This is a genomic window from Wolbachia endosymbiont (group B) of Philonthus cognatus, from assembly GCF_947179345.1.
Lineage (GTDB): Bacteria > Pseudomonadota > Alphaproteobacteria > Rickettsiales > Anaplasmataceae > Wolbachia.
The window spans coordinates 1,061,648-1,087,208 of sequence record NZ_CAMXBG010000002.1; the positions used below are offsets into that span (position 1 = coordinate 1,061,648).

The 25,561-nt window shown below is 33.3% G+C and carries 25 protein-coding genes and 1 pseudogene; 13 read left to right on the top strand and 13 right to left on the bottom strand.

All coding sequences use genetic code 11. The annotated features are described in order from the left end of the window. Positions 1-28 precede the first annotated feature (28 nt). Positions 29-403 carry a ferredoxin family protein gene (locus tag ONG78_RS06825; protein ID WP_010405211.1) on the top strand — a complete coding sequence of 125 codons (375 nt, stop codon included), beginning with the start codon at positions 29-31 and terminating at the stop codon, positions 401-403. Positions 404-435: 32 nt separating this feature from the next. Here the strand turns inward: ONG78_RS06825 and ONG78_RS06830 are convergent, their stop codons facing one another. Beyond that, complete coding sequence (locus ONG78_RS06830) at positions 436-702, bottom strand: hypothetical protein (protein ID WP_264377985.1); 267 nt, start codon at positions 700-702, stop codon at positions 436-438. A 160-nt stretch (positions 703-862) separates the two neighbouring features. After that, entirely contained in the window at positions 863-1,186 is a 324-nt protein-coding gene (locus ONG78_RS06835; RefSeq protein WP_264377986.1) for a hypothetical protein, read from the bottom strand. A gap of 449 nt (positions 1,187-1,635) precedes the next feature. Between ONG78_RS06835 and ONG78_RS06840 the strand changes: the two genes are divergently transcribed. The 3 genes and pseudogenes from ONG78_RS06840 (at position 1,636) to ONG78_RS06850 (ending at position 4,521) form a co-directional block, all read left to right on the top strand. After that, on the top strand, positions 1,636-2,589 hold the full coding sequence (locus ONG78_RS06840) for a D-alanine--D-alanine ligase (RefSeq protein ID WP_264374657.1): 954 nt from the start codon (positions 1,636-1,638) through the stop codon (positions 2,587-2,589). Further along, on the top strand, positions 2,570-3,328 hold the full coding sequence (locus ONG78_RS06845) for a cell division protein FtsQ/DivIB (protein ID WP_264374656.1): 759 nt from the start codon (positions 2,570-2,572) through the stop codon (positions 3,326-3,328). The genes ONG78_RS06840 and ONG78_RS06845 overlap by 20 nt, the downstream gene beginning before the upstream one ends. A gap of 226 nt (positions 3,329-3,554) precedes the next feature. After that, positions 3,555-4,521 (top strand): annotated as a pseudogene (locus tag ONG78_RS06850) (IS256 family transposase). Positions 4,522-4,598: 77 nt separating this feature from the next. On the opposite strand, the gene ligA reads toward ONG78_RS06850, so the two are convergent. Beyond that, on the bottom strand, positions 4,599-6,554 hold the full coding sequence (gene ligA, locus ONG78_RS06855; RefSeq protein WP_264377987.1) for an NAD-dependent DNA ligase LigA: 1,956 nt from the start codon (positions 6,552-6,554) through the stop codon (positions 4,599-4,601). 156 nt (positions 6,555-6,710) lie between these two features. Between ligA and ONG78_RS06860 the strand changes: the two genes are divergently transcribed. Then, a complete protein-coding gene (locus ONG78_RS06860; RefSeq protein ID WP_264377988.1) occupies positions 6,711-7,577 on the top strand; it encodes a hypothetical protein in 867 nt (288 codons plus the stop codon). Positions 7,578-8,119: 542 nt separating this feature from the next. On the opposite strand, the gene pyrE is transcribed toward ONG78_RS06860, so the two are convergent. Further along, complete coding sequence (gene pyrE / locus ONG78_RS06865; RefSeq protein ID WP_264374923.1) at positions 8,120-8,710, bottom strand: orotate phosphoribosyltransferase; 591 nt, start codon at positions 8,708-8,710, stop codon at positions 8,120-8,122. Then, on the bottom strand, positions 8,707-9,891 hold the full coding sequence (locus tag ONG78_RS06870; protein ID WP_010402120.1) for a dicarboxylate/amino acid:cation symporter: 1,185 nt from the start codon (positions 9,889-9,891) through the stop codon (positions 8,707-8,709). The genes pyrE and ONG78_RS06870 overlap by 4 nt, the downstream gene beginning before the upstream one ends. Before the next feature lie 120 nt (positions 9,892-10,011). Between ONG78_RS06870 and ONG78_RS06875 the strand changes: the two genes are divergently transcribed. Then, positions 10,012-10,482 carry a hypothetical protein gene (locus ONG78_RS06875; protein WP_264374924.1) on the top strand — a complete coding sequence of 157 codons (471 nt, stop codon included), beginning with the start codon at positions 10,012-10,014 and terminating at the stop codon, positions 10,480-10,482. An 82-nt stretch (positions 10,483-10,564) separates the two neighbouring features. On the opposite strand, the gene murB is transcribed toward ONG78_RS06875, so the two are convergent. Together murB and hemC are read right to left on the bottom strand one after the other, a co-directional pair. Next, positions 10,565-11,449, bottom strand: coding sequence for a UDP-N-acetylmuramate dehydrogenase (gene murB / locus ONG78_RS06880; protein ID WP_264374925.1), 885 nt, complete (start codon positions 11,447-11,449; stop codon positions 10,565-10,567). Beyond that, positions 11,440-12,318 (bottom strand): hydroxymethylbilane synthase, encoded by an 879-nt coding sequence (hemC, locus tag ONG78_RS06885; RefSeq protein ID WP_064085264.1) that lies wholly within the window; start codon positions 12,316-12,318, stop codon positions 11,440-11,442. Before hemC ends, murB begins: the two co-directional genes overlap by 10 nt. Positions 12,319-12,437: 119 nt before the next feature. Here hemC and ONG78_RS06890 point away from each other — a divergent pair, with 119 nt between their 5' ends. Both ONG78_RS06890 and secD read left to right on the top strand, forming a co-directional pair. Beyond that, positions 12,438-12,812: a hypothetical protein gene (locus ONG78_RS06890; RefSeq protein ID WP_264374926.1), complete on the top strand. Its 375-nt coding sequence runs from the start codon at positions 12,438-12,440 to the stop codon at positions 12,810-12,812. Positions 12,813-12,884: 72 nt separating this feature from the next. After that, positions 12,885-14,399 (top strand): protein translocase subunit SecD, encoded by a 1,515-nt coding sequence (gene secD / locus ONG78_RS06895; RefSeq protein ID WP_264377989.1) that lies wholly within the window; start codon positions 12,885-12,887, stop codon positions 14,397-14,399. Positions 14,400-14,678: 279 nt separating this feature from the next. Here secD and ONG78_RS06900 read toward each other — a convergent pair whose 3' ends face one another. The 3 genes from ONG78_RS06900 to ONG78_RS06910 form a co-directional block, all read right to left on the bottom strand. Further along, complete coding sequence (locus ONG78_RS06900) at positions 14,679-15,593, bottom strand: outer membrane protein (protein ID WP_264374928.1); 915 nt, start codon at positions 15,591-15,593, stop codon at positions 14,679-14,681. A gap of 59 nt (positions 15,594-15,652) precedes the next feature. Next, positions 15,653-16,879, bottom strand: a complete 1,227-nt coding sequence (gene mtaB / locus ONG78_RS06905; protein ID WP_264377990.1) for a tRNA (N(6)-L-threonylcarbamoyladenosine(37)-C(2))-methylthiotransferase MtaB — start codon at positions 16,877-16,879, stop codon at positions 15,653-15,655. Between the two features lie 219 nt (positions 16,880-17,098). Continuing rightward, positions 17,099-17,653 carry a hypothetical protein gene (locus tag ONG78_RS06910; protein ID WP_264377991.1) on the bottom strand — a complete coding sequence of 185 codons (555 nt, stop codon included), beginning with the start codon at positions 17,651-17,653 and terminating at the stop codon, positions 17,099-17,101. 363 nt (positions 17,654-18,016) lie between these two features. On the opposite strand from ONG78_RS06910, the gene ONG78_RS06915 reads away from it, so the two are divergent. After that, positions 18,017-18,265, top strand: coding sequence for a hypothetical protein (locus ONG78_RS06915; RefSeq protein WP_007301923.1), 249 nt, complete (start codon positions 18,017-18,019; stop codon positions 18,263-18,265). Between the two features lie 372 nt (positions 18,266-18,637). Here the strand turns inward: ONG78_RS06915 and ONG78_RS06920 are convergent, their stop codons facing one another. Then, positions 18,638-19,606: a hypothetical protein gene (locus tag ONG78_RS06920; RefSeq protein ID WP_264377992.1), complete on the bottom strand. Its 969-nt coding sequence runs from the start codon at positions 19,604-19,606 to the stop codon at positions 18,638-18,640. 144 nt (positions 19,607-19,750) lie between these two features. Here ONG78_RS06920 and recG point away from each other — a divergent pair, with 144 nt between their 5' ends. Together recG and ONG78_RS06930 are read left to right on the top strand one after the other, a co-directional pair. Then, complete coding sequence (gene recG, locus ONG78_RS06925) at positions 19,751-21,790, top strand: ATP-dependent DNA helicase RecG (RefSeq protein ID WP_319606851.1); 2,040 nt, start codon at positions 19,751-19,753, stop codon at positions 21,788-21,790. 331 nt (positions 21,791-22,121) lie between these two features. Further along, positions 22,122-22,310, top strand: coding sequence for a hypothetical protein (locus tag ONG78_RS06930; RefSeq protein ID WP_264377994.1), 189 nt, complete (start codon positions 22,122-22,124; stop codon positions 22,308-22,310). Positions 22,311-22,522: 212 nt separating this feature from the next. On the opposite strand, the gene ykgO is transcribed toward ONG78_RS06930, so the two are convergent. Together ykgO and ONG78_RS06940 are read right to left on the bottom strand one after the other, a co-directional pair. After that, positions 22,523-22,651, bottom strand: coding sequence for a type B 50S ribosomal protein L36 (gene ykgO, locus ONG78_RS06935; RefSeq protein ID WP_006015378.1), 129 nt, complete (start codon positions 22,649-22,651; stop codon positions 22,523-22,525). A gap of 69 nt (positions 22,652-22,720) precedes the next feature. Continuing rightward, entirely contained in the window at positions 22,721-23,539 is an 819-nt protein-coding gene (locus ONG78_RS06940; RefSeq protein ID WP_264375245.1) for a pyruvate, water dikinase regulatory protein, read from the bottom strand. A gap of 142 nt (positions 23,540-23,681) precedes the next feature. Between ONG78_RS06940 and ccmC the strand changes: the two genes are divergently transcribed. Then, entirely contained in the window at positions 23,682-24,392 is a 711-nt protein-coding gene (ccmC, locus tag ONG78_RS06945) for a heme ABC transporter permease CcmC (protein WP_264377995.1), read from the top strand. A 300-nt stretch (positions 24,393-24,692) separates the two neighbouring features. Next, positions 24,693-25,289 carry a hypothetical protein gene (locus ONG78_RS06950; RefSeq protein WP_264377996.1) on the top strand — a complete coding sequence of 199 codons (597 nt, stop codon included), beginning with the start codon at positions 24,693-24,695 and terminating at the stop codon, positions 25,287-25,289. Positions 25,290-25,561: the final 272 nt, after the last annotated feature.

A 25,561-nucleotide genomic window follows, 5' to 3' on the forward strand; every position in this document is an offset into this window, starting at 1 on the left:
CCAAGATAATGCAAATATACAGTATTTTATGACGCATTTTGTTACAGATAAATGCATAAAATGTAAATATACGGACTGTGTAGAAGTATGTCCCGTTGACTGCTTTTATGAAGGTAAAAATATGCTCGTGATTAACCCAGATGAGTGTATTGATTGTGGAGTGTGTATACCTGAATGTCCAGTAGATGCAATTGTAACTGATGATTCCATAAAAGATATTCTAGAGCTAGATGAAGGCTTACTGAACAATGAACAAAAAATCTTTAAATCATTTTACAACATAAATGTAGAATATTCGCAAAAGTGGCCAAATGTCACAGCTAAAAAGCAACCCCTAGATACAGCAGAAGAGTATAAAGAAAAAAAGGATAAAACAGCTTATTTTGACGAAAATTTAGGGTAATAGAGTACGAAAGTGGACTCACACTTTTTTGATTAAATAGACATTGAACTGTAAGCATCTATTTCATCTGCCATAGACAATAATTGTGCACTCTCAAAACGGAGATTGTTTGCAATGTCTATTAATTTCTCACTAATTTGTGAACGAGGTTCAGGCACTGGAAAGAAAGCATCACATCTAGCCTTGCACAGAGGTTTGTCTGTTTCATTGAACGCCTCTTCACAGTTTTTGTGGCAAATATGAGATAGGTTGCGTGCCTGAAACGTTAATGAATTCGAGTTTTGTGTAGACATAACCATAATATACTCCTAAATTAAAAAACTAACTCCACGGTAGCATTTATGTGTTAATAAAATTGTAATATTTATATTAGCATAATTACTTTTCAGATACGTTTATTACTTTATTGAAAAGTTCAGAATAAATAGAGAGTACAAAAGAAGCCTCACATCTTTTTGGTTAAATAGACATTGAATCGTAAATGTGCGTTTCATCAGAAAATATATCAGCAGATGATATATTACTATCAATATTGTCTGGTTTAAGTTCATTGTTCAGATTCTCGAAATCTTTTTGAATTGTTTCAATTGTCTTCTTTAAATTACCATACTCTCCCCATAACTTGGTATTGGTTAAATGAATATTATTGCTTAGATTCTTGAAATCTTCTTTAATTGTTTCAATTGTCTTCTTTGAGTTATAATGCGCTCCCCATAACGGTCCAGTGATTGATTTAATACAAACTTCACTTAATAAACATTGATTATTATCTTTTTCTGACATAATATTCTCCTTAATTAATATTATATTTAATATAGTATTAAAGTATTAATACTATATTAAATATGGAATCAAAAGTAAATAAAGCAATACAGGAACGTCTTACAGTTGATTCAGTGAATCTTGCACCATAGCTTTAAAGGGTTTAGAAGACTAAGAGTTGGCGATGTGTATTATACAGACACCAAAAACATGAAGTAACTATCGTTACAATAGGATATAGGGACACCATTTACGTTTGAAGGAAATATGTTTTGCAATAACCCTATTCTATAATGCAAAACCCAATGTATTACTTGCAATCTGGTGTCTGATCACAAAGGAACCAGTTTACATAAAACTACTTGCCACCTGCAAATTGCAATATCTGTACAGCTGTGGAATTTTTCAAAGCGTTTTTTCTATTGAAGATAAAAGTATCTTTTATATATGATATATAGCAAAATATTAGGGTGCTTATGGTTCCAACTATAGCAATTTTAAGTGGTGGATTTTCTTGCGAAAGAGAAATATCGCTTATGAGCGGAAAAGCAGTAAAGAAGGCGCTTGATAGCCTTTCATATAATGCAATAGAAATAGATGTTGATAGCAACATTGCTCAAAAGCTTAAAAAAACTAATCCCGCTCTTGCTTTTATTGCTCTACATGGACCTTATGGTGAAGATGGCTGTATTCAAGGTTTACTGGAGATTTTAGGTATAAAATATACACACTCAGAAGTTATGGCTTCGGCTGTTGCTATGAATAAAGTGATGTCAAAGCATATATTCCATTCTCTTAATATCGACACTCCAAGAGGTTATGTAATTAGTCGAGAAGATGTGCTAAAAAATAATATTAAAGTTGATTATCCGTACGTCTTAAAACCGATTAACGAAGGCTCAAGCATTGGAGTACACATGATTTTCTCACATGAGGATTACTTAGAGCTGAAAAATAACAGTTCTACTATAATGGAAAAGATGATCATAGAAGAATACATACCGGGTATAGAGTTACATACTGCTGTGTTGCTGAATGAAGCAATTGGCACTATGGAAATACGACCAAAAAATAAATTCTATAATTATGAAGCAAAGTATACAGATGGATTTGCAGAACATATATTTCCTGCTAAAATTCCTGACAACATATATAGAATGACCTTGGAACACGCACTAAAAGTTCATCAATTTTTAGGATGCAAAACTGTTTCCCGCTCAGACTTCCGTTATAATCCCCAAAATAACACTTTAAAAATGCTTGAGATTAATACACATCCTGGCTTTACTGAATTATCGTTAGTACCAGAAATTGCAAAATTGACAAAAGGAATTGATTTTAATGAATTAATTAAAATTATTGTCAAAGACAGTTTACACCACAAGAATATTAAAGATCAAGCCGATGTTGAACAATGTTACTAGAAGCCAAAGGAGTTTTTTGCGCAAGTGTGCTTTCATGATTATAACTGCACTTTTCCTTACACTAGTACTTTATAGTTCACTTGATAAAATAACAAATCGATTCAATTACTACTTTACTTGGTGTAATGATCGCTTATCGAGCTTATTAATTAGCAATGGATTTTCAATCGACAAAGTAACCGTTACTGGAAACAAATTTACAAATGAACAGGACATTCTAAGTTTAGTAGATAGAACACAACCTATCATGTATGTATCACTCTCAAAACTAACAGATAATATACAATCTGTAAGCGAATGGATAAAACATGTAAGAATTTATAGGATTTTACCCAACACCTTACGCATTGATGTAAATGAACACAAACCTTTTGCTCTTTGGAAAGATGATAACAGAACTTCAGTAATTGACTCTGAAGGTAAAGTAATCGTAGATGATTACCAGATAGATAACCTCGTTATAATCAAAGGACAAAATTCGTTATCAAGCCTAAAATTCATTAAAGATATACTAGAGAGGAAAACTCAATTAAGTGATCATATTTCTTCTTGTGTTTATGTAGGCAATAGAAGATGGAATATCATACTCGATAACAGTGCCACAGTAAAATTGCCTGAAGATAATCCTTATAGCGCATGGGATTATTTAAGCCACTTGCAAAATACAACCGACTTTACTTTTAGCAATTGGAGCGTAATTGATATGCGTGTTGCTGATAAGATCTTTGTGAAGAAGTGATCTGCTCGGTGCTCCTTTTAATTTCATGCAAGTAGCCCTTTCTCTGTCATCCGAGTAGCTTAAAACTGGAATCCAGATTACAAGTAATTGATTGGGTTGGGTGAGTATGGGTTTTGCATTATAGAAGGAAGCATTAACCATTACTAAACAAAAAGGGGAGTGTTAAATAAACTGTGTCAAACCGAGAAGTAAAGTAATAAATTGATAAAAAAATGGAGGTTTGACAATGAGTCAAGCAAACAGAACTACCGGTTTGGTAGACTATAAAGAATTAGAAACAAATATCTTATCATCTATACGAGAAGGAAAACCATTGACAGGAAGAGATGGAGCATTAACACCATTTATAAAAAAACTGCTAGAGGGAAGGCGAGATAGAAAACCATTTGTCGGCTGAAAGCGAAGAAAACAACCGAAGAAATTCAAAGACTTTACGGACAAGTATTTGAACTATTGACACCAAGAGATAGAGAAGGAAGTTTCGAGCCACAAGTAGTCAGAAAAAGGCAAACAACCGAACTTGAAGCAAAGGTTTTAAGTACATATGCCAGTGGCATGGGATATAGCATCGCATGTAGAAGAAATATAAAATATCTGCAGCAGAGATATCAAGTATTACTGACAAATTGTTACTGGTAATCAACGAATGGCGCAGTCGTCCGCTGCAATCTGTATATCCAATAGTGTTCATGGTTTTTTAAGGTCAAGGAGGACGGGCATTGTGTAAGCAAATGTATGTATAACATATTAGCAAAATGGCAGAAAAGAAGTTTTAGGCTTTTATATAGCAGAAAGTGAGGGAGCTAACTTTTGGCTAGGGATGTTAAATGACTTAAAAGAGAAAGGAGTAGAAGATATCCTGATTGTATGTGTTAAAAAGCTTTCCTAAAGCAATAAACAGTGTATTTCCTAAAGCAGAAATGTATAGTACATCAGATAAGAAATTCACTGAAATATGTATCGAGCAAAAGTTTTCATGAATGATTTGAAAAAAACATACCAAGTAGAGAAATAGCCGAGAATTTACTAAAACCAAGGGCTCATTTACTAGCACAAATGCCTTGTATAAACAGGCATATTGTGCTATAAAGAAGGCAGGAGAGAAATGGACTATGCCTATACATGATTGGGCTTTAACTATCTCTCAACTTGATATCTTTTTTCCTGGTAGGTTAAAAATCGAGTTGAACTAAAAATGCGATTTGACACAGTTTATTTAACACTCCCATTCTTCTATCAGTTAATTCATTCCCGTCAGATTAAGTTGTGTTTAGCACAATTTGTTCCACTGTTCTTCATCTAAAATTTCCACACCCAATTCCATTGCTTTTTTATATTTTGAACCCGGATCTTCTCCTGCAATTAAATAGTCAGTTTTAGTAGAAAGGCTTGAACTGATCTTTGCCCCTAAAACTTTAGCTCTTACTTTTGCCTCCCCTCTGCTCATAGCACGTAGCTTACCAGTAAACACTATAATTTTGTTATTCAAAAAAGAATCGCTAGAGTTGGAGCTCACGGGAAGAATTTGCAGATATGCAGTAAGATCATTTAACATTTTAATGTTACGTTCCTGAGAAAAAAACGATTTTAAAGATTCAGCTACTTTTTCTCCTATACCATCTATACCTACCAACTCAACATCATTTGATGACATCGAATTATACCAGTTATCATAAGATACATAATAATTTGCGAGCAATTCTGCTGCAACTTGGCCGATAAATCTGATACCCAAAGAAAATATGAACCTATCTAGAGTGATTACTCTTCTGTTTTGTATAGCACTTAATAGATTAGCTATTGACTTCTCGCCCCAACCATGATGCTCTTTTAAGGAAAACTCTTTTAATCTTTCCTCTAAAATAAAAATGTCTGGAATTTGTCTTATTAGTTCCAGGTCATAAAAAAACTTTATTTGTTTTTCACCAAGGCCAACAATGTCAAATGCATCTTTTGACACAAAATGTTTTAGTTTTTCTACTATTTGAGCCTTGCAATTAAATTCTTTAGGACATCTTACTGCAACTCCTTCAATCTGCACTTTACTACCACATTCAGGACATATGTCAGGAAACACAAATTCAGGCATATTTGCATGACGAGAACCTTCATCTACTTTGACAATTTGAGGAATTACATCTCCAGCTCTTTTAATTGTTACAACATCTCCTTCTCTTATGTCTTTACGTTTTATCTCATCTTGGTTATGTAGACTTGCTCTGCTAACTAGCACTCCGCCAATATTGACTGGTACCAAATCTGCAACTGGAGTTAAAACCCCCGTTCTACCCACCTGTATAAATATTTTATTTAACTTTGTCTTTGCATAAACCGCAGAAAATTTATATGCAAGCGCTGAGCGTGGCGCTTTGTGTGTACTTCCCAGACGACTTTGTAGCACCAAATCATTCACTTTATAGACTATCCCATCGATATCATAATCCAAGTTATAACGATAATCATAGATCTCGTTATAGAACTTTAGCATTCCATTCAAACTACTTGTTAAGGAACGATGCTCATTTACGAAAAAACCAAGTTTCTCAAGTTTTTCTAGTACTTCACTTTGACTTTTCTCTATTCCACCAATTAAAGAATAAGCAAAATATCTAAGAGGCCTTTTTGCTGTAATGTTCGCATTCAATTGCTTTAAAGAACCAGCAGCTGCATTTCGAGGATTAGCGAATTCATTATTTTCATTTAACTTTAAAAAGTCGCTGTTACTGATATATATTTCACCCCTTACTTCTAGTCTTCCTTGCACATCTTGTAAAAACTTAGGAAAGCCTTTTATTGTTGCAACATTGTGAGTTACATCCTCTCCTACAAAACCGTCACCTCGAGTTGCAGCTTTAACAAATTTCCCATCTTCATAAATTGCAGAAAATGACAATCCATCAATTTTTGGCTCACATAATATCTCTATTTCATCTGCAATTAAAAATCTCTTTATTTTAGACAAAAATTTTTCTACACCTTGTTCATCATAAGCATTCTCAAGAGAAAGCATAGGTTCTTGATGTTCCACCTTAGAAAATCTCTCATCAGGCGGAGCACCAACACTATCTTGTGTTGCATAAGCTTCTGGCTCTATTGCAGCTAACTTTTTTTTCAGTTCATCATATTCAGCATCACTTATCTCTGGCTTACTTTTTTGATAATATAAGATATTATGATAATTAATTTGATTTTGCAGTTTTTCTCTCATCTTTTCCAAGTCAGTCATGATACCAATATAATGCTCTTTGTCGTCAAGTCATGAATTTTTTCAAAAGGTACTATAAATTTATACTACTGCCCTGAAAAGCAATACTAATATTAATATAATTTTTGTACTTGTATATTAATATTAGTATAGTTTTTAAATTAAGGAGTATATTATATGGCAAAATATAGTAATAATTCGAACGATCAACCAAGCTATTATAGTCTAAGATCAAATTTTGACCTGTTCAATTCACTACCAAAAAATTCGGAAAGTCAATCGAGTTACGACACACAGAATACAGTATGGAAAGTACACAGGAACCAGCCACAAAATTCAGAAGGTCAATTGAGTTCTGAAACTTTAGCATATGGTGTGAGTGATACATTAGGAGGCTGGTTGGGCATAGATAAAGCAGCAAAAAATGCAGCAGAACAAGTAATATCTAAAATGGGTAACGATTTAAAACTAGAAGCTAGAAAAGCAGCTCAAGATGAAGTAAAAAAAATAGAAGGAAAAATGCTAACTTTAGCTGAAGAGAAAGCTAACAAAATAGCTACCGAAAAAGCTAATCAAATAGAAAAAAAAATATCGACTTCAATTGATAAGACAGTAAAGTCAGTAGAAGCAAATGCTGAAAAAGCAGCAAAAAATGCAGCTGAAAAAGCAGTGAAAAAAGTAGGACCAGAAGTTGCAGATTTGCTAAAGCCAGAAATAAAAACTCAGGTAGAAGAAGAAGTAAAAAAATATACTGAAGAAAAAATTGAAAGCCTTATCAAACCTGAAATCACAAGCAAAATAGATTATATTGTCACTTCACAAAACAAAGAAGTAAGGAAGCTTTTAGAAGATGAAATGAATAAATTAATCGAAGATGCACATAAAAATTTGAATGGGAAAATAGATCAGATTAAATGTGAACTTACAAAAGTAAAATCTGATCTCTTAGAAGCTAGTGCAAACAGTTTCCTTGAGAGCGCAAAATTATTGTCTTTTGCTGCACAAGATGAAACATGTGAAAACCAAGATTTAGTGTATTTTTAATCACAACAGGGGTTTTATATAAGGTTTTTATGGGTTTTTTAACCCATAAAAACCTTAGGATAAATGAAGAGAAAAGTATCTGTTAAGTTGCATGGCTACTGTGCAAAATATTGAAGCAAAAAGGTTTCATCCCAGTGCTTACTACCTTGTCATCCCAGTGCTCAGACACTGAGATCCATTGTTCTTTTCTGGATTCCAGCGTCACGCGCTGGAATGACACCTATTTGTTTTAGTAGTTCCTTTCCTGTCATTCAAGTAGCCTTTTCTTGTCATTCCAGTGCCCAGACACTGGTGCTCACAAGCAAACTAATCATAGGAGGTATTATAATAAAAACAACGTTTTCAATGAAACTACATAAAGCAAGTGTCACGAACCGGAATGACACCTATTATTGTTTTTACTTTATATCTTTATTTGTCTATCTTATTTTGCCATTCTGTTGAACGAATACAGGAAAATAAACTGTAATATCTAACTTTGATGCAAAAAGATCAACATATAACACGTAAAAGTTACTGAATCACTTTAGCCATATATAGAATTATTTTGTTAAATATTCTCTACTCCCAGGTTTCATTATAGGTAATTGTTTTAATTCACTTGGCAGTTCTTCCTCGCTATAGTTTTTGATATTTAGTTCAATCAAAGATATTACAGGAAAGGGCAGTTTTGTTTCACTATTTCTCTTGATCAAAGAAGCTCCAGCAACAACTTTACCTCCCTTCTCTTCTGCACATTTTACTGCTTCAAGTGAAGATTTACCTGTGGTAATCACATCTTCAATTAGTAAGATTTTCTCACCTTGTTTAATCTCAAATCCACGGCGTAATTCAAATTTACCATTAACACGTTCGCAAAATATTGTTCGGATTCCAAGCTGTCTACCAATCTCATAACCCACGATTATTCCACCAATCGCAGGAGATAGTATTAAATCTATGGGTTCAATAAGCTCTTTTCTTATTTTATTCGCCAATAGCTCACAAACGTTCATTGCTCTGCTTGGATTTTCAAAAATTTTAGCGCATTGTATGTAAGTGTTGCTGTGCAGCCCTGACGAGAGTACAAAATGTCCTTGCAAAATCGCACCAGCCTCTTCAAATTCTTTTATTATTGTATTATCTAATATCATTCTTGAGTTTGAAATTCTTTATTAATTATCTGCGTTATACAGATATCAGACCACACATTTATTGCAGTTTCAAACATATCAATGATTGTATAAATAGGTAAAATCAATCCCATAATGTACAAAGGAACATTCATTGATACCAAATAACTAGTTGCCATAAAATAGCACCCCATCGGCACTCCAGCGTTACCAATTGCAGCTCCTGTAGCTAAAAAAATCCATATGAACATCTCACTTAAGGAAAATGTGTGCCCATTCATCTCTGCAACAAACATCACTGTGATTAAAATAAATGCAGCACACGCATTCATATTGACTGTTGTGCATATTGGTAGAATAAAAGATGACAATTTCTTTGGTACCTTTAGCTGATTTTGCACACATTCTATAGTTGTAGGCAGCGTTGCACTAGATGATTTAGAAAAAAACGCAAGTGTAAGTGCTGGCATAACACCTTTCATCGTTTGAATTGGTGATATACCTTTATACCACATGAGTAGTGGCAAAATCACAAATGCTTGCACGAAATTTGCAGACATTATGCAAGCAAAATACCAAAAAAGACTATGGAATTCGCTGCCACCTTTTAACTCGTATAAAAAACATGTGATAAAAGACCATACAGCAAGAGGAATAAACTTTAATAACCCTTGAGCAATTCTAAGAAGTGTATCAAATAGTGCAGAAAATATTTGGTGTAATATATCTTGTTTTTCTTTTGAGAGCGAAATAATAGCTCCACCCATCAAAAAAGCAATCAATATGCTACCAATAACATTATTTTCAAGAAAAACTTGCACAAAATTCGAAGGAATGAGTGATTTTAAGTATGAAAAGTAATTGTGGTTGCTGTCACTCACACTTTCTATTGTGTTACTTATGAAATTTTTTCTTACTGGATCTATGAATAAATAGAAAGATAGCGCAACAAATGCAGCTATAATGGTTGTAAGCAGCGTATAAAACAGCGTCTTCTTAAGTAATACTTTAATTTCAATTGAGTCTTTAAGCCCTGAAATTGTGGACACTATAGATAGAAAAACTAAAGGTAAGCTAATCAATTTCAACAGACTGATGAATATATCGCTAAATAGCTTTGCTATTTCAAATATTACTTCATTGTTTAAATAGTAAGCAATTACCGCAAACAGTATAGAAAAGAGTATTGCAAGTTTGCGCATTGAAAATAAAACCTCAAAATAACATTATATAACAATTTTTGGAATTAGGTTAGATAACTTTACAGATGAAGGAAAAATGAGTAACATTTCATTATTAATTAAATATACATAGAAGAAGGTATGGGTCCAGAAATTAAAAAGCGTTTAAAGTCTTATGGGATAGCAGCTATAATAGGAACACTTATAGGCTTTAGTTTAAACTTTGCAGCTTTATCACCTTTAATCATAGGCGGAATTATTTCTTTGGTTTCTACATACTCATTTCTCATTTTAATTACTTCCAGAGAAGATAGTCTTAAGCATTATGAAAAAACAAGCCAAACAAAGCTAATAGCTTATTTTTTATGTACCTTAGCTACCACTGCCGCAGTAGGGATTGGTCTTGGTACAGCTATAGGTACTATTTTTCCTGCTGTAATGTTAAATATGGAATCAGCAGCTTTGATGAGTGCAACAATAGGAGTTATTGCACCAGTTGTAAGTCTTTTTGCATTAGGTTTATTAGCATTGACGGCTGAAAAAATAAATGAATGTATTATAGAACCTACAGTCGAAAAAATAAAAGAATGCTTTTCTTCAAAGGAAGCATAAATTATCCTCGCAAAATAGTGTACCTTGGACTTAAATTGAAGTGTACTCAATTGAAATAGGTCATATTAGAGAAGGTTAGAAGTTACCTACCCAAAACCCTTATCTCCCACTCAAGTTCAATGTTAAATCTATCTTTTACTGCATCTTGTACTCTGTTGCCAAGGTTTTCTAAGTCAAGTGCAGTTGCATTATTGTAATTGAGTAGAAAATTACAATGTTTCTTAGAAATTTTAGCTACACCATTATCTAATCCTCGGCAGCCAGATTCATCAATCAGTTTCCATGCCTTGCAGCCTATTGGATTTTTGAATATACAACCAGCAGTTTTTCCTCTTACTGGTTGGCTTTTATTTTTTTTATCAATAACTTCTTTCAATCTTTGAAATATAAGCTCATACTCTGAACTTACTCCTTTAAATTCAGCTTCAATAAAAATCCACCTGCCTTTTAGACTGTGTCCACGATAAAAATATCCCATTTCTTCGCTGGAGAATTCATATAAATTTCCATCTTCTAGATTCACTGCCCTTATAAATTTTACAACACTCGCAATATCACTACCATATGCACCTGCATTCATCTCTACCCCACCGCCAACTGTTCCTGGAATTCCAGCAAGAAACTCAAGCCCACTAATTTGCTGTTCCCCTGCAAAGTAGGCAAGGTTACTAAGCAGTGCAGCACCACCTGCAACTATGGAGCTATTATCTTTACATTTAATATACGCAAATTCCTTACCTAATTTCACCGTTATTCCTCGAATGCCACTATCTCGAATTATTATGTTGGATGTTGCACCGATAACGCTAATTGGTAACTCCGCATCTTTTATCAAGCACATTAGATCTTCAATGTCACGTGGCTTAAATAGTACATCAGCTTGGCCACCAACATTTAACCAAGTCATTTTAGACATTGAAACATTATAACGGTAGATTCCACATACTTTAGGTAAGCTTATAAGCATTTTGATTTTAACTCTAATCCTGCATCCATACCCATTTTTTCTGCATCTTCTACAAACGAAGTGCGTTCAGTAAAGTATATAACTCTCTCGCCCGCTAACATACAATAAAGATGTAGCATGTTTTCACTCACATATTCTGCTAAAGCTGCAAGCGGTGTAAAGCATGAACCATTTACTGTCTTCATGAAACTGCGCTCTGATTTTGCCCTTATAAAAGACATATTATTATTAATTTTCTCTAAAAGATCGATAACTTTTATATCATTCTTTCGGCATTGAATGCAAATTGCCCCCTGCCCTACTGCGCTTAACATGACTTTTGGTGGCAATACCTCTGTAATTAAGTGATATTTTTTTAATCTTATCAGCCCTGCTTCAGCTAAAATCATTCCATCAAAATTCTGATTTTGCAGTCTAGTTGTCACATTTCCACGCAGTGTCACTACATTTAAGTCTGGCCTGAGATTTAACAGCTGAACTTTTCTTCTTATTGAAGAAGTTGCAATTGTAGCCTGCTGTGGCAAAGTTTTTAGGCTCTTATATTTATGAGAAATAAATACATCACATGGACTTATCCTCTCTAAAACACAAGGAATTGTTAAGTCCTTCGAGAAAAACGCAGGTACATCTTTTAGCGAATGAACCGCCATATCTATATTATTTTTGAGTAATTCAGCCTCAATCTCCCTGAGGAACAGTCCTTTACCTCCTATTTCAGCAAGGGTTACATTAGCATATTTATCACCAGAAGTTTTGATTTTAATGATCTCAACGGATAGATTAGGAAAAGACTCTAATAATCTTTGTTTTGCTTCCAAAGCTTGGATGATCGCAAGGTCGCTTCCTCTCGTACCTATTTTAACTAGCATATATCCTTCATATTATATGTCTATATTCTATGTCCATTTTTTATTATCTCCAGTTTAGTTATTGAATACTTTATAATTAGTGCATAGTATCACGAACATTTAGTAATCGACGAGTATGTATGTTTGATATTTTAAAAGATTCTAATGGCAGATTTAATAAAAAGAATATTTTACCTCTTGTAGGTGCCACTGTCGCTATTATTCTAACAGCATTAAGTTCAGTAGTAGCAATTCCCAGATTTTCCTCTCATCCTTCTCTATCTAGTCCTCTCGGTTGGAAAGATCCAAGTTATAGTGAATTTCTTGCTATTCACATACCAGCTACCATAGTTACTTTCTCAATACTTGGTTTATGCATTTACCTTCCGATTGATAGCATTAGAAAAAATAAACAAATAGAGAATCTTAAAGCTACCTCTGAACCTCATTCATGGATTTATAATGATATTTTAGAAAAACAAACGCAGACCATCAATTATAGATCAGGGCTTTAGGCGGTCCTAATCTTTTAGGTGCTTGTGATTAGCAACTATTCGGTCTACAATGCACTAATATAGTTTAAATTTATGCCAAACAAGATAATAGTTAAATCTCTTTCAGTGTTACTAATTTTTTTGCTGTCCTTATATATAATACTGCCAAATTTTATTGATAATAAGTTCTTTACCTCAAAAAAGAGAATAAATTTAGGGCTTGACCTGAAAGGTGGATCATCTCTGCTTCTAAATGTAGACTTAGATTTTTACTTCAAAGAGAAACTAAGCATGCTAACCGATGAAATAAAAGAAGGTCTGTTAACACAAAAGATTGAATTTAGCGCAAAAAACGATAAACAAGTGGTTGTAACTTTAAATAATATTGATGATTACAAAAAAGTTTCAACGTTAATACATAAAATAAACCCAAATTTAGAATTGAGTAGAAAAAATACTGCAATTTTCATTTCATATAAACCGCATTATAAGAATTCATTAATCAATGAAGTAGTTTCAGAGTCAATAGTTAATGTTCAAAGACGCTTAGATAAGCTTGGTACTAAGGAAGTAAGTGTGCAAAAACAAGGACAAAATAAGATATTAGTCCAAGTTCCTGGAGTAGAAGACACTCAGCAGATAAAATCTCTGCTTGGCAAAACAGCCAAGCTGGCCTTCCATTTGGCAAACACCAATGTAGCTAAAATGCAAGATATCGATCATGACACTACGATTATGCTCAAGGATTCTTTGGGTAATTCCTACCCGATATTCCGCAAAACTGAAATAGGCGGTGATTCATTAGTTAACGCATCAGTTAGATTTGGCAATTTAGGTAAACCAACAGTACATTTCAAATTCGACAGCATAGCAAGCAAAAAATTTGCAAAAATTACTAAAGAAAATGTAGGAAAGCCTTTTGCAATTGTTTTAGATAACACAGTCTTAACTGTACCAACAATACGTGAACCTATTCTAAATGGAGAGGGAGAAATTAGCGGTAATTTCACTGAAAAACAAGCGAGTGAACTTGCAATACTTTTAAAATCAGGTGCACTACCTGCACCACTTAAAATAATTGAAGAAAAAAACATTGGTCCAAGCCTTGGAGAAGAGTCAATAAAAGCAGGAGAAATTGCAGCAATAATCTCTATCATAGCCGTTGGTTTATCTATAATCATTACTTACGGCAAATTAGGCTTATTAGCGTCTGTTGCACTCGTTTTTAATGTAATCTCTATACTACTCATTCTTACCTTACTTGAAGCAACTCTTACTCTCCCTGGAATTGCTGGCATTGCTCTAACTGTTGGCATGTCGGTAGATGCAAATGTTTTAATATTTGAACGCATTCGCGAAGAAATAAGAGCAGGAAAAAGAACGGTTCGTGCAATTGAAGAAGGATTTAAAAACGCAATAAAAACAATCCTTGATTCAAACCTCACTACACTAATTGCTTCAGGAATAATGTTCATTATTGGTAGCGGAGCAATTAGAGGATTTTCTATCACTTTATCGATAGGAGTTTTATGCTCGATGTTTTCTGCAATTATAGTCACAAAACTTCTGATAGAATTGTGCATCAACCCACAAAAGCTAGTACTTTAGTATCTGTTCAGCAAAGTGACAAAATAAGATAGACGAGAAAAGACAACTAAATGGTTGTCATGAAAGTAGCTATCCAGTCTTTTCGTCGTCAAAAACGTTGTAACATGCTCACCAATTTAGTGAGCATAAAACCAATATATTTGTGGAGGAAAAGGAAAAAAGAAACAGAAACCATCTTCAGGCTATCACAAAGGATATGGCCATAAGATTAAAGATATGGATAGATTTATCAAATTTCTGAATGGAAATCAGGATATTAGAATTGAAAAGATATTATTACTAAAAATTAAACATCAAACCAACTTCAATATTATGAGTGGATATATCGTCTGCAATAGGTGTTGGAATATTAAAGTAACGATAGCCGAGAAAGGTTTTAACTTCTGGAATTACTGAGTAATCAACACCAAGCTTTATTTGATAAACAAGCCAAGGAACATTCAGTGGCATTAAATTTTTAGATGATTTATCAATCCTTTTTAATCTAAAAACTGTTGATCCTATACCAAGACCAATATACGGAGCAAATTGAGTATTTTGAACATTAGGGTTATAGTAAAAATTTAATAAGAATGCAGATACACTTGCTGATTTATCAAATACCGGAGGAGAGTTACTATCTTCAATATTGACTTTAGAATACATGGTCTCAAAATCAACTCGGCCATTTTCTCCAGCATAGTAACCTACAGATATGCTGCTAAGCCACTGAAAATCAATTTTACCGTTAAATTTTTTTATGTTTTTAATTTCATCTCCTAAGAATAGGTCTAAAAGAAAACCACCATAACGGCCCTCAGCTAAAGCAAGAACTCTTTTTCCTATTGCACGTATACCCTTCACAAATACTTCTGAGCTATCAGAATATATCTTACCACCATTAGCACTAACATAGAAACCAAGTTTTTTTGATTTTTCCTTTGTAGGTTTAGCTTGATCTGCAATACTTGGCCACATATTTTTCTGATTAGCTACTTGGAAAACAGAAGGTGAACTACTTTCAAGTTCTTGACATTTTATTGGCACTTCTTTTTCAGTAACTTCTTCAGAATGTATCACACTTTCATTATTGTCCGTTTCTAATTTTAAGGGCTGCACTTGCTCAATGTGTGTATTGTTACTGATATAAGTAATAAAAAAATAGACACACGGAATGAAGATGAAAAATAAAGCAATAGATATTCTAATTATCATAAATGAATTATCACTTATAGTATAACTACTATATCATATATTCCTTTAATGTACAAAAATTAAGAAATAATATTTCCAATTAAACAATTATTTTCTATTCCTTTAACATGAGCTTTCACAATACTTTTAGCTTGAACTCTTGATGTAAGTTTTATTAATGCAAAATTTTCTGTTCTACCAATATTATTCTGCTCAACCAAAACGCTTTGCTCAGTGCCGAGCAAAGATTGATAAAAACTGCTCATCATTTCTTTATTTATTTCTCTTAGATGCTTTACTCGTTCTTTACGTACATTCTCTGATATTTGTGGCATCCGTGCAGCAGGTGTGTTTTTCCGCTCTGAATATGGAAAAGCATGTAGATAAACTACATTTATTTTTTTCAGTAAATCAACTGTATCCTGAAACATTTCATCAGTTTCTGTTGGAAATCCAGCAATAATATCAGCGCCAAATGCTATATTAGGTCTTAAGGTCTTCATTTTATGACAAAATTCTATCACTTGTTCTCTATTGTGACGACGTTTCATTCTCTTTAGTATTAAATTATTACCAGACTGTAGACTCAAGTGTAAGTGAGGCATAAGTCTTGACTCATTAGCTATTAAATCCATTAGTTCATCATCAACTTCAGCAACATCAATAGAGGAAAGTCTTAGTCTCTTTAACTGTGGTATATCCTTTAAAACTCTTCTAATCATTGAACTGAGTGATTGCTTACCAAACAAATCTGTACCAAAGTCAGTAATATCAACACCTGTAAACACCACTTCTTGATACCCATTTTCTATAAAAATCTTAATTTGCTCTATAATATTGTTTACTGGCACAGATCGATTATTTCCTCTTGCCTCAGTAATTGAGCAAAATGTACAACTATGATTACAACCATTTTGAATTTCAATAAATGCCCTTGATTTATCTTCAAATCCATTAATGAGAATAGGTTCTACTTGGTTATCAATGACTAAGATTTCATCATTATTTAGTAGATAATTTTCAGCTCTGAGCTTGTCTTGATTACCTAGCACTTTACTTACACCAGGAATATCACTATATGATTTAGGATCTAATTGAACGGCACAGCCAACTACGATAATTTCTTTACTTGGGTCGTTTTTATAGATCTTACGTATTTTTTGCTTCACTTGGCGTTCTGCTTCGTTTGTCACTGCACAGCTATGCACTACAACAACATTTTCTCTCTTTGCTTTTTTTAATGCTTCTTTGATTAACTCACTCTCGTAGAAATTTAGACGACAACCAAATGTTATTACTTCATTCATGCTTTTGCTTTAATAGATCTAAATTATATCAAATATCCAAGCAAAATGACTATTTTTTTGGTAGATATTATAATTTAAGCATAACTTCTAGAATTGAAAATCACAGGAAGAATTTGTAGATATACAGTAAGATCATTTAGCATTAAAAAAAGCTTAATGCCAATGATGTTAACCTCAAGCAAATATAAACCAAAAAACATTTTGCTAAACCTTGAAGCTCTACCATGCAAATTCATCTATATCATTTGGTACATAAGTGTCAGAATAAGCTTCATCCAAACTTTCTGCTTTCCATGGAAGCCATGAAGAAGGTTTTATCTTCTCTAAAACTTTACCTGGTATTGATGTTATCTCTTGCTTCACGTCTTCTTTTAATTTTTCTATTTGTAACCGAGCAAAATCTTCCACGCGAACCATGAGTTTATCTGTTAGCTCTTTTATCATGTCTTGATTTTGTTCTGCAACTTTCTTTGTAATAGGTACGACAATTTTACTTATAATCTCCGTTCCTAATGGAACAACGATTTGCTTTGCAACCTGATCACTAACAGGTTTAATAAGGTAATCTGCTATACTCTTTGCTGTATCTCCAGTCAGATTTGTTATTTTTTTTAAACTATCACCAATAATACCATAGTTTTTTTGGTACATCATATCTTCATCAGCAACTTCATATCTCCCTAAATCATCATACATTCCCATTTGTTGGTGAGACAATCCATTTGCATCAGATACATATCCGTATTTATTAAGTGAATTGGAATTAGACCGCATAACATTCTCCTAATTATTTATATATGCCTATTTTAGTATGAAACAACTAACAAAACATTAACTTTTAAGAACTCTTCTCAATTAATACATCAATAAAGGTAAGACCATATAATTTTCTCCTTTCTTGATACTATTCTCCTCCGAACTTAGTTCACACAGTTATTCAGACACTTCTGAATTTACCACCCCCAATTCCACTGCTTTTTTATATTTTGACTAGGTCTTCTCCTACAATTAGATAATCAGTACTCTTATCTGAAATGTACCATATAACTACACCAAGCTACAAATATGACACAAGAGTTTAGATTATTTTAGTTATTCTCTTGTATAAGATACTCTTTATATCAAAAAGAGGACCATATGAGTGAAGCAACTTTTTCTGAAAAAAATCAGCTTTCTAGAGAAGACATAGCAGAGTTAACAGAACTTATGTGTCTTGAACGAAGTGAAGTAAGTGAAAGTGGAACAGGGCTATTAGAACTTATAGCTGAACAGGAACAAATACTTGAGGATTTAGGAATAGAATCAAAAGAGCTTTTATGTTCTCAGCATACAGGAATGTATGAGAACCTTAGTCAGCCCTATTCTACGGATCTCGAGGTTTTATAGCAGATATATAGATTATCATTATTATTGATACCTACTCAAGAGTTGCTATGGCAAACAGAGAAAACTGCAATTACTGCCGCTAATCTTTTTAATATATCTTTCTTTGATGGTGCTATTATCGCACATTTTGACTGATATGGGCTATGATAAACCAGAAAATCACAGCTATATTTAGGAATTGAGACAAGGCCTCATTTAGGTAAATATTGCTATGCAGACTTTTCTTGATAGCAAGCATATTGCTTTTTAGAAAAATATTAGTAGCATCAAACATAGAGATTGACATTAGTTTTTCTGTCAGATTAAGTTGCGTCTAGTACAACTGACTATGCAAATAAGCTAACAGAACTTGAGATATTTTAATTGTTAGTTTTAGGGTGTATTTTTGTGTTCATTGCTATGAATGGGCAGAGCTACCTCTTCGAGGTAGCTCATCGGATCACCTAAATCATGCTCTATTTCTACTTCAAACTTGAACCCTAACTTCTCGCAGAATTTGTAGAAATATTCTTTAATAATATCAAATAAACTTATGCCATCAGTTTTATAATCTCTCAATTTTCGAGGTACAGTAAGTGACAATTTGCCATCTTGATATACTACATCATCTTTCCCATCTTGATACTGAAGTGTGAATTTGATTGAACTTTGTATAGTAGCTATAGCTGCATCTTTTGAGTTTTCATATTCCTTTGTCTTGTTAGAGTCTAATACAGATATAGACATTTTAGATTCAATTTTTGTATAACTTGATTCAGTGCAATTAATATTTATTGTTTTCTTGAGAACCCCAGTTACGAGGTTGTGGCTTGCCAACGCAGGTGTATCAACATGAAAAGATAAATTACCATCATAACCAAGTTGGTTACAACTGGTGATTAACTCTTCCAAAATAGGATCACTTGGAACTTTTGCTGCAGCATATTTGAACATTTCCCTGAAAACTTCTTTTGCAATTAGGCGATAATTATTGTTTTTATCTCCTTTTTTTGGTAATAGATGAGTGTACCCTTTACCTAGATTGTAAAACCTTTCAAACTCCTCTTTATATTGGTCGGTTTTTTTATTGCCAGGTATCTCTTGCTTTTTATAATGTCTATCCCAAACTTCATCAAAATTATGTTGATCTACTCCATCTATCAATGCACCAATTAAAATTTCGTCTAGACTTTTGCTGTTAATAACAAACCTCATTCTTCGAAAATCGTCATACATCTGTTTTCCAGTAGTTGCTAACTTGTTGTTTTTGTCAGCTCTTAACCTGCTAAAATCAAACTTTTCTGCCTGAGCTTTTAGTGTAACGACTGGATTTCCCTTTTTTTCCTGTATAGAGTTGTTCATTGTTAATACTTTGATATGAATTGCTGATAGTATAATAATACATAAAAATAGTTAATATGTCAATAATATACTTAACATAGACAGTCATAATAGGGTGACAGGATTTTAGTAAGGCTCTATTATGAATAAACGGTTTTACACAGTATGAATGTTGATGAGCAGTCAAGTGTGCTGACTTTTCTAAATAGTAAAATTGAGAATATACCAAGGTTTCATTCCGCAATATTGCCTAAACTTTGCGGTGGAGACAGAGTAATGGACTTGCTGTTTTATAGGCCGCTCAGTTATGTGGATAGAAGTAAATCACTACCTGATGCTCAAGTAGGAGAATTTACAACTTTTATGGCAAAAGTGTATGAGCACCAGCGCCCCACTGTTAGAGGTAGGCCATATAAAATAATCGTTGAAAGTGAAAGTCAGTATTTATTTATAGTTTTTTTTAATTACTCAGTTAAATATTTGTATAAATTATTTCCAGTTGGAACAGATATAGTAATCAGTGGTAAACTTGAAAAGTTTGCCGAACATTGGCAAATTACTCACCCAGATTATATGTTATCTGATATCAATCAATTTAAAGAAATAGCCTGCATAGAGCCAGTTTACCAATTATGTCGCGGTATTACTAACAAGAGCATTAGAAACATAATAAGTTCTAATCTAAAAGATTTGCCTGATTTGCCAGAGTGGATAGATGAAACATTAATCAAGCAAAAGAAATGGCTGAATTGGAAAGAAAGCATCATAAGATTGCACAGACCGAGCTCACTCGCAGAAGCAGAAGTTTGCAGAGAAAGACTTGCTTATGATGAGCTATTTGCGTACCAGTTGGCACTAAAGCTTGCAAGGGAAAATCATGTAAAAAAAGAGGGAAAAGAATTTATAATATTGAGTAAATACAAAGAGCAGGTCTTAAATGAATTACCGTTCCAATTAACAAATGATCAAATTCGAGCGATAGATGAAATCTCAGAAAGACAAAAATCCAGATACCGCATGGTAAGTCTGCTGCAAGGTGACGTTGGGAGTGGCAAAACTGTAGTTGCACTCTTTGCGATGCTGAATGTGGTAGAAAATAACATGCAAGTAGCTCTAATGGCACCAACTACTATCTTGGCTGAGCAACATTATAATTGGATCGAAGAAGCTCTATCTTGTACTGATATAAAAGTTGCTTTGCTTACCGGTAAAACTGCGCGCAAGGAAAGAAAGATTATTATGAACGAACTTGCAAGTGGTATTTTAAATATAGTAATTGGTACTCATGCATTATTTCAAGCCAACGTTACATTTAAAAATTTAGGACTCGCAGTCATAGACGAACAACAGCGATTTGGAGTGATACAGAGGAATCGGTTGGTAGGAAAAGGAGAAAATACCGATATACTTTTTGTTACTGCAACTCCCATTCCAAGAACCTTGCAGCAAGCTATGTATGGTGATGTTGAATGTTCTATTTTAAGGGAAAAACTAAAATCTAGATTGCCAATAAAAACCGTTATTATGAACGTTAAAAAAGTATCAGATATTATTCAAAGACTGAAAGATGCTATAAATAGAGGCGAAAAAGCATATTGGATTTGTCCATATATAGAAGAAAACGAAGAACTCAATATTGCCGCAGCAGAAATGCGCTTTCAGGAACTACAAAAGACATTTTTTGATAGAGTTGGAATAATACACGGAAAACTAACTCAAGAGCAGAAAGATCAAGTGATGTTTTCCTTCAAGAGGAATGAATTTTCTCTGCTTGTTGCAACTACTGTGATAGAAGTTGGCATAGATGTACCAGATGCAACTATTATGATTATAGAGAATGCAGAGCAGTTCGGGTTATCGCAATTACATCAGTTAAGAGGTAGAGTAGGACGAGGAAATAAACCGTCTTTTTGTGTATTGTTATATGACAATCTCAGTAAAAGTTCGTATTCAAAGTTAAAGATTATGTGTGAGTCACAAGATGGATTTTATATTGCTGAAAAGGATATGATGCTGAGGGGTAGCGGAGATATTCTAGGCACAAAACAATCAGGGTGCATGGAGTTTAAATTTGCTGATTTATATGAGGACAGAGAATTGCTCAACCTTGCATATAATAGTGCAAAAGGTACAATAGCTAATTTTGAATTACTGCTTGATATATTTGAATATAGAAGTAGGCTACATTTTTCAAAATTTCAGTAATCTTTCAAGCCATAACCTTCATGAGTAGAAATTCCTTGACAGACGGGAGTATTTAACAAACCATATGCGTCAAGTTAAGGAAAAATAAGAGTGAAGAAGAAGTTTTTACCATAAGAATAAATTGTGCAGAGTTAATAGCAGGCCCTGTAAACAAAATGTTAGCAGGTCAAATTAATCAAGGGCAGGAAGTATAAAAATGGAAAAAAAGCGGTAACTTAGCCTAATGACAATAAATATATATATATAGAAGGTACCGTTTTAAAGAGCACAAAAGGAATACACAGTAAAAGCGAGAAGAAGTTGAGAATATGTATGGAAGCAGTGTGGAGAAGTGGTTGCCAATGATCAAAAATTTACCACAATTACAGAAGTATACACAAGAGGTTTAAAAGGTGATGCAAAAAGGGAATTTTGGCAAAATGACTTAAGTATGCACAACAAGATTTGCATAATTGATGATCAGATGTCATTCATGCTCAGCCTATATATAGAAAAAATTCTCAAGCTCAAGAGGGCTTAGGGTGGAACTAAAATTCATGGACTTGTTGACGCACGTAATTAATTTCTTTTTTTTAAGTTAATTAATGTTAACAAGCCACGTCTGCCTGTAATCATGTTAATACCAAAATATAATGTAAGAGAAGAAATGGGCAGTGCTATGCAACAATTTTTGTTTCTTTCTAACCATGCTTCCATATGAAAAACATATGACATAAAAAGGAAAACAAAAAGCTAAGAACCTTGACGCGCTTTACATCTTGGCTTTACCTTATTTATAATATAAACCTTACCACCCCTTTTCACAACTTTACAATTTTTATCTCTGTTACGATGAGATTTTAGTGACCCTTTAACTTTCATATCTACAGTAAGAATAGAATTACCTTACATTATGATCACTGACAGAGAGTTAGTCAATTGATAAATTTTTCACATTTTATTAAAATACTGTATAATTGTTGCTGATACTTCTTCGATTGACCTTTGCGTGACATCAATAATTGGCCAGTTATTTTGCTTAAAGAACTCCTCTGCTTCTTTAATTTCCTTTTCTACTTTTCTAGGGTCAGCATATATATTATTACCTTCATTATTAATTGAAGTCAGTCTATTTTTGCGTATTTCTATTAGCCTTCTTACGTCTATTGTTACTCCTATAGTCAGTTTATTTTTTAATTTTGCTAAGTCGACGTAAAAGGGTATCTCGCTAACAAAAGGAACATTTGCAACTTTATAGCCTCGGTAAGCTAAATACATACTGGTGGGAGATTTTGATGTGCGTGAAACTCCAACCAAAATTATATCGGCTTTATCAATATCTTGAATATTTTGTCCATCATCATGATTAATGGTATAGTTTATTGCCTCAATGCGCTGAAAATATTCGTTATTTATCTCAGCATGTAAGTCAAGTTTTTCGTCTTTTTCAATTTCAAGATAGGATGAGATTTCCCTAATAATGTGTGATAATATCGCTCTGTAGGGAATTTTTAGCTTTATACAATTATTTTTTAGATATTTTCTTAGCTCATCATTAGTAATAGTGCATATAACAAAATTATGCTCATCACTTTTTCTATTAATTTCCTCTAAAATTTTGTCAATCTGCTCTTCTCCTTTTACGAAAGACCAAACATATTCGATCGTTTCTACAGAACGAAAGTGTTTCAGAGCTGATTTTGCAACTGATATAACAGTTTCACCACTTGAATCTGACACTAAGTGTAGGTTAAGCTTTTTAAGGGTCATCAACGTTATAATAAAAATAATAGCAAGCAATCTGCTACTGAAATTGTGCTAATTTATTATACTACGTAAATATAGAAAAACTATCTTGTTGATAAAACTCAAACTAATTGATAAATTCTTAACACAATTATTCTCAAAACGAATGTTTTTATTAAAGCCTACAAATTTCACTTCTTTTGCTAAAAAAGCTCTACCTTGGCTTGGGGTTATTTGTTTCGCATGTTTTTTAATTGGAATGTTCTTGGCATTATTCTTCTCCCCAGGAGATTATAAACAAGGAGAAATTGTACGAATTATGTATCTTCATGTGCCTTCTGCATGGCTTGCTCTTGGAATATACGGACTCATTGCATCACTCAGTTTCATTTCGTTGGTATGGAACAATAGTGTTGCTAGTGTCTTAGCACATGCCGCTGCTCCTGCAGGGACAGTCTTTTCGGCAATATGCTTAATCACAGGTAGCGTCTGGGGAAAAGGAACATGGGGTACTTGGTGGGTATGGGATGCAAGGCTTACTTCAATGCTGATTTTGTTTTTTCTGTATGTTGGTTATCTTTCATTGTGGAGCGCTTTTGATAATCAAGCAAGAGCAGAGAAATCATCAGCAGTATTTGCCATTTTTAGTGCTATAAATATTCCCATAGTAAAATTTTCTGTGAATTTATGGTCTACTCTTCATCAGCCAGCAAGTATTTTTAGAAAAGGTGGAGTAGCAATAGAAGGTTCTTTACTGCTGCCACTCATTGCAATGTTTATATTTTGTACCACACTTTTTTTAGTAGTGTGGATACTTAATGCCCTTCATTTAATTAATTTGCAGAAGATAAAGAGAGAAATCAGCATGCGATATTAGGTATATAGTTCCAGAGTGTAATGTTGTGAACAGCAACGGAAATTAAAATGTAGAGCAATCATCAGCAGAGACTAAGTGGTATAAAAAATAGCTGAAGAATGTAAAAAAGGAAATGGTATAGATAAACCTGTTACTGATGAAGGAGGGAATGAAAATGGAGAAATTACATCTCGAAAAGTAACCTCAGATTGTTCCAAGTATGAAAATTGTGGGCCATATTCTCATTTTTATAAAGTTGATAATAAGATAGGTTGTCAAGGTTTTAGTTCATCTGATTTACTAAAGGAATTATATCCCGAGATGTACAGCAATTCTAAAATTGCAAAATATATAGAAGAGGGAGCAAATGGTAATTATGGTGCAGTAAATTTTAAATTTGCCTTTACAGAGGATCTTAATTCAATATCCTGGCTTGGTAATATAGAATGTGAAAAATGTGTCGATGATCAAATAGAGTTAGCGTGTCAAGAAGAAGAGATTAAGAGTTTCTGCTACCCGAACGTTTACCGTAGTAATCCAGAATTCAACAAGAGCTTTTTTTCCAGAGGAGCATGTCCTAATCTCTTTAAAGAGTCCAGTGAAACAAGTGTTGTAAAAGCAAAACAAGTTGCACCATTGATACTTGTTAATACCTTAGGACAAATGATAGATAAAGAAGGTAATAACACTAAAGTATACTATGATGCATTGAAGCGTTATCTAAATGATGATGGTAAAATCAAGGATTGTGGAGACAATCAAAAGTGTAAGGATTATATTCCAATTATGGAGAAAGTTGCATGGAATAGTGATAAGGAAGTACTATTAAAAACTGTTGTTAATAATACGCAAGAAGCAAATCTTTACTATTATGACAATGAGGATAATTTTGTTTCCGTTGATAATTATCCTATATAAGGTTGAATGTTATCTAGTCTTTTCTGCACTAGACGCAGCTTAATCGTATCTGAACAGATACATAATCTATATAAAGAGGACATAGGTACCATCTGTCCTTTTAAGGCATTTATGTCAATGATATGCGTAATCCATGATTTTAAACATGATGATCCTCCTAAGTAATACAAAAAAACTCAGAAAAATGTATATAGCTATGATAGAAGTTATCTATACATAAGTACAATATACTTTAACTAGAGATTATAGATTAATGAAGTTGAAAAGTCTGC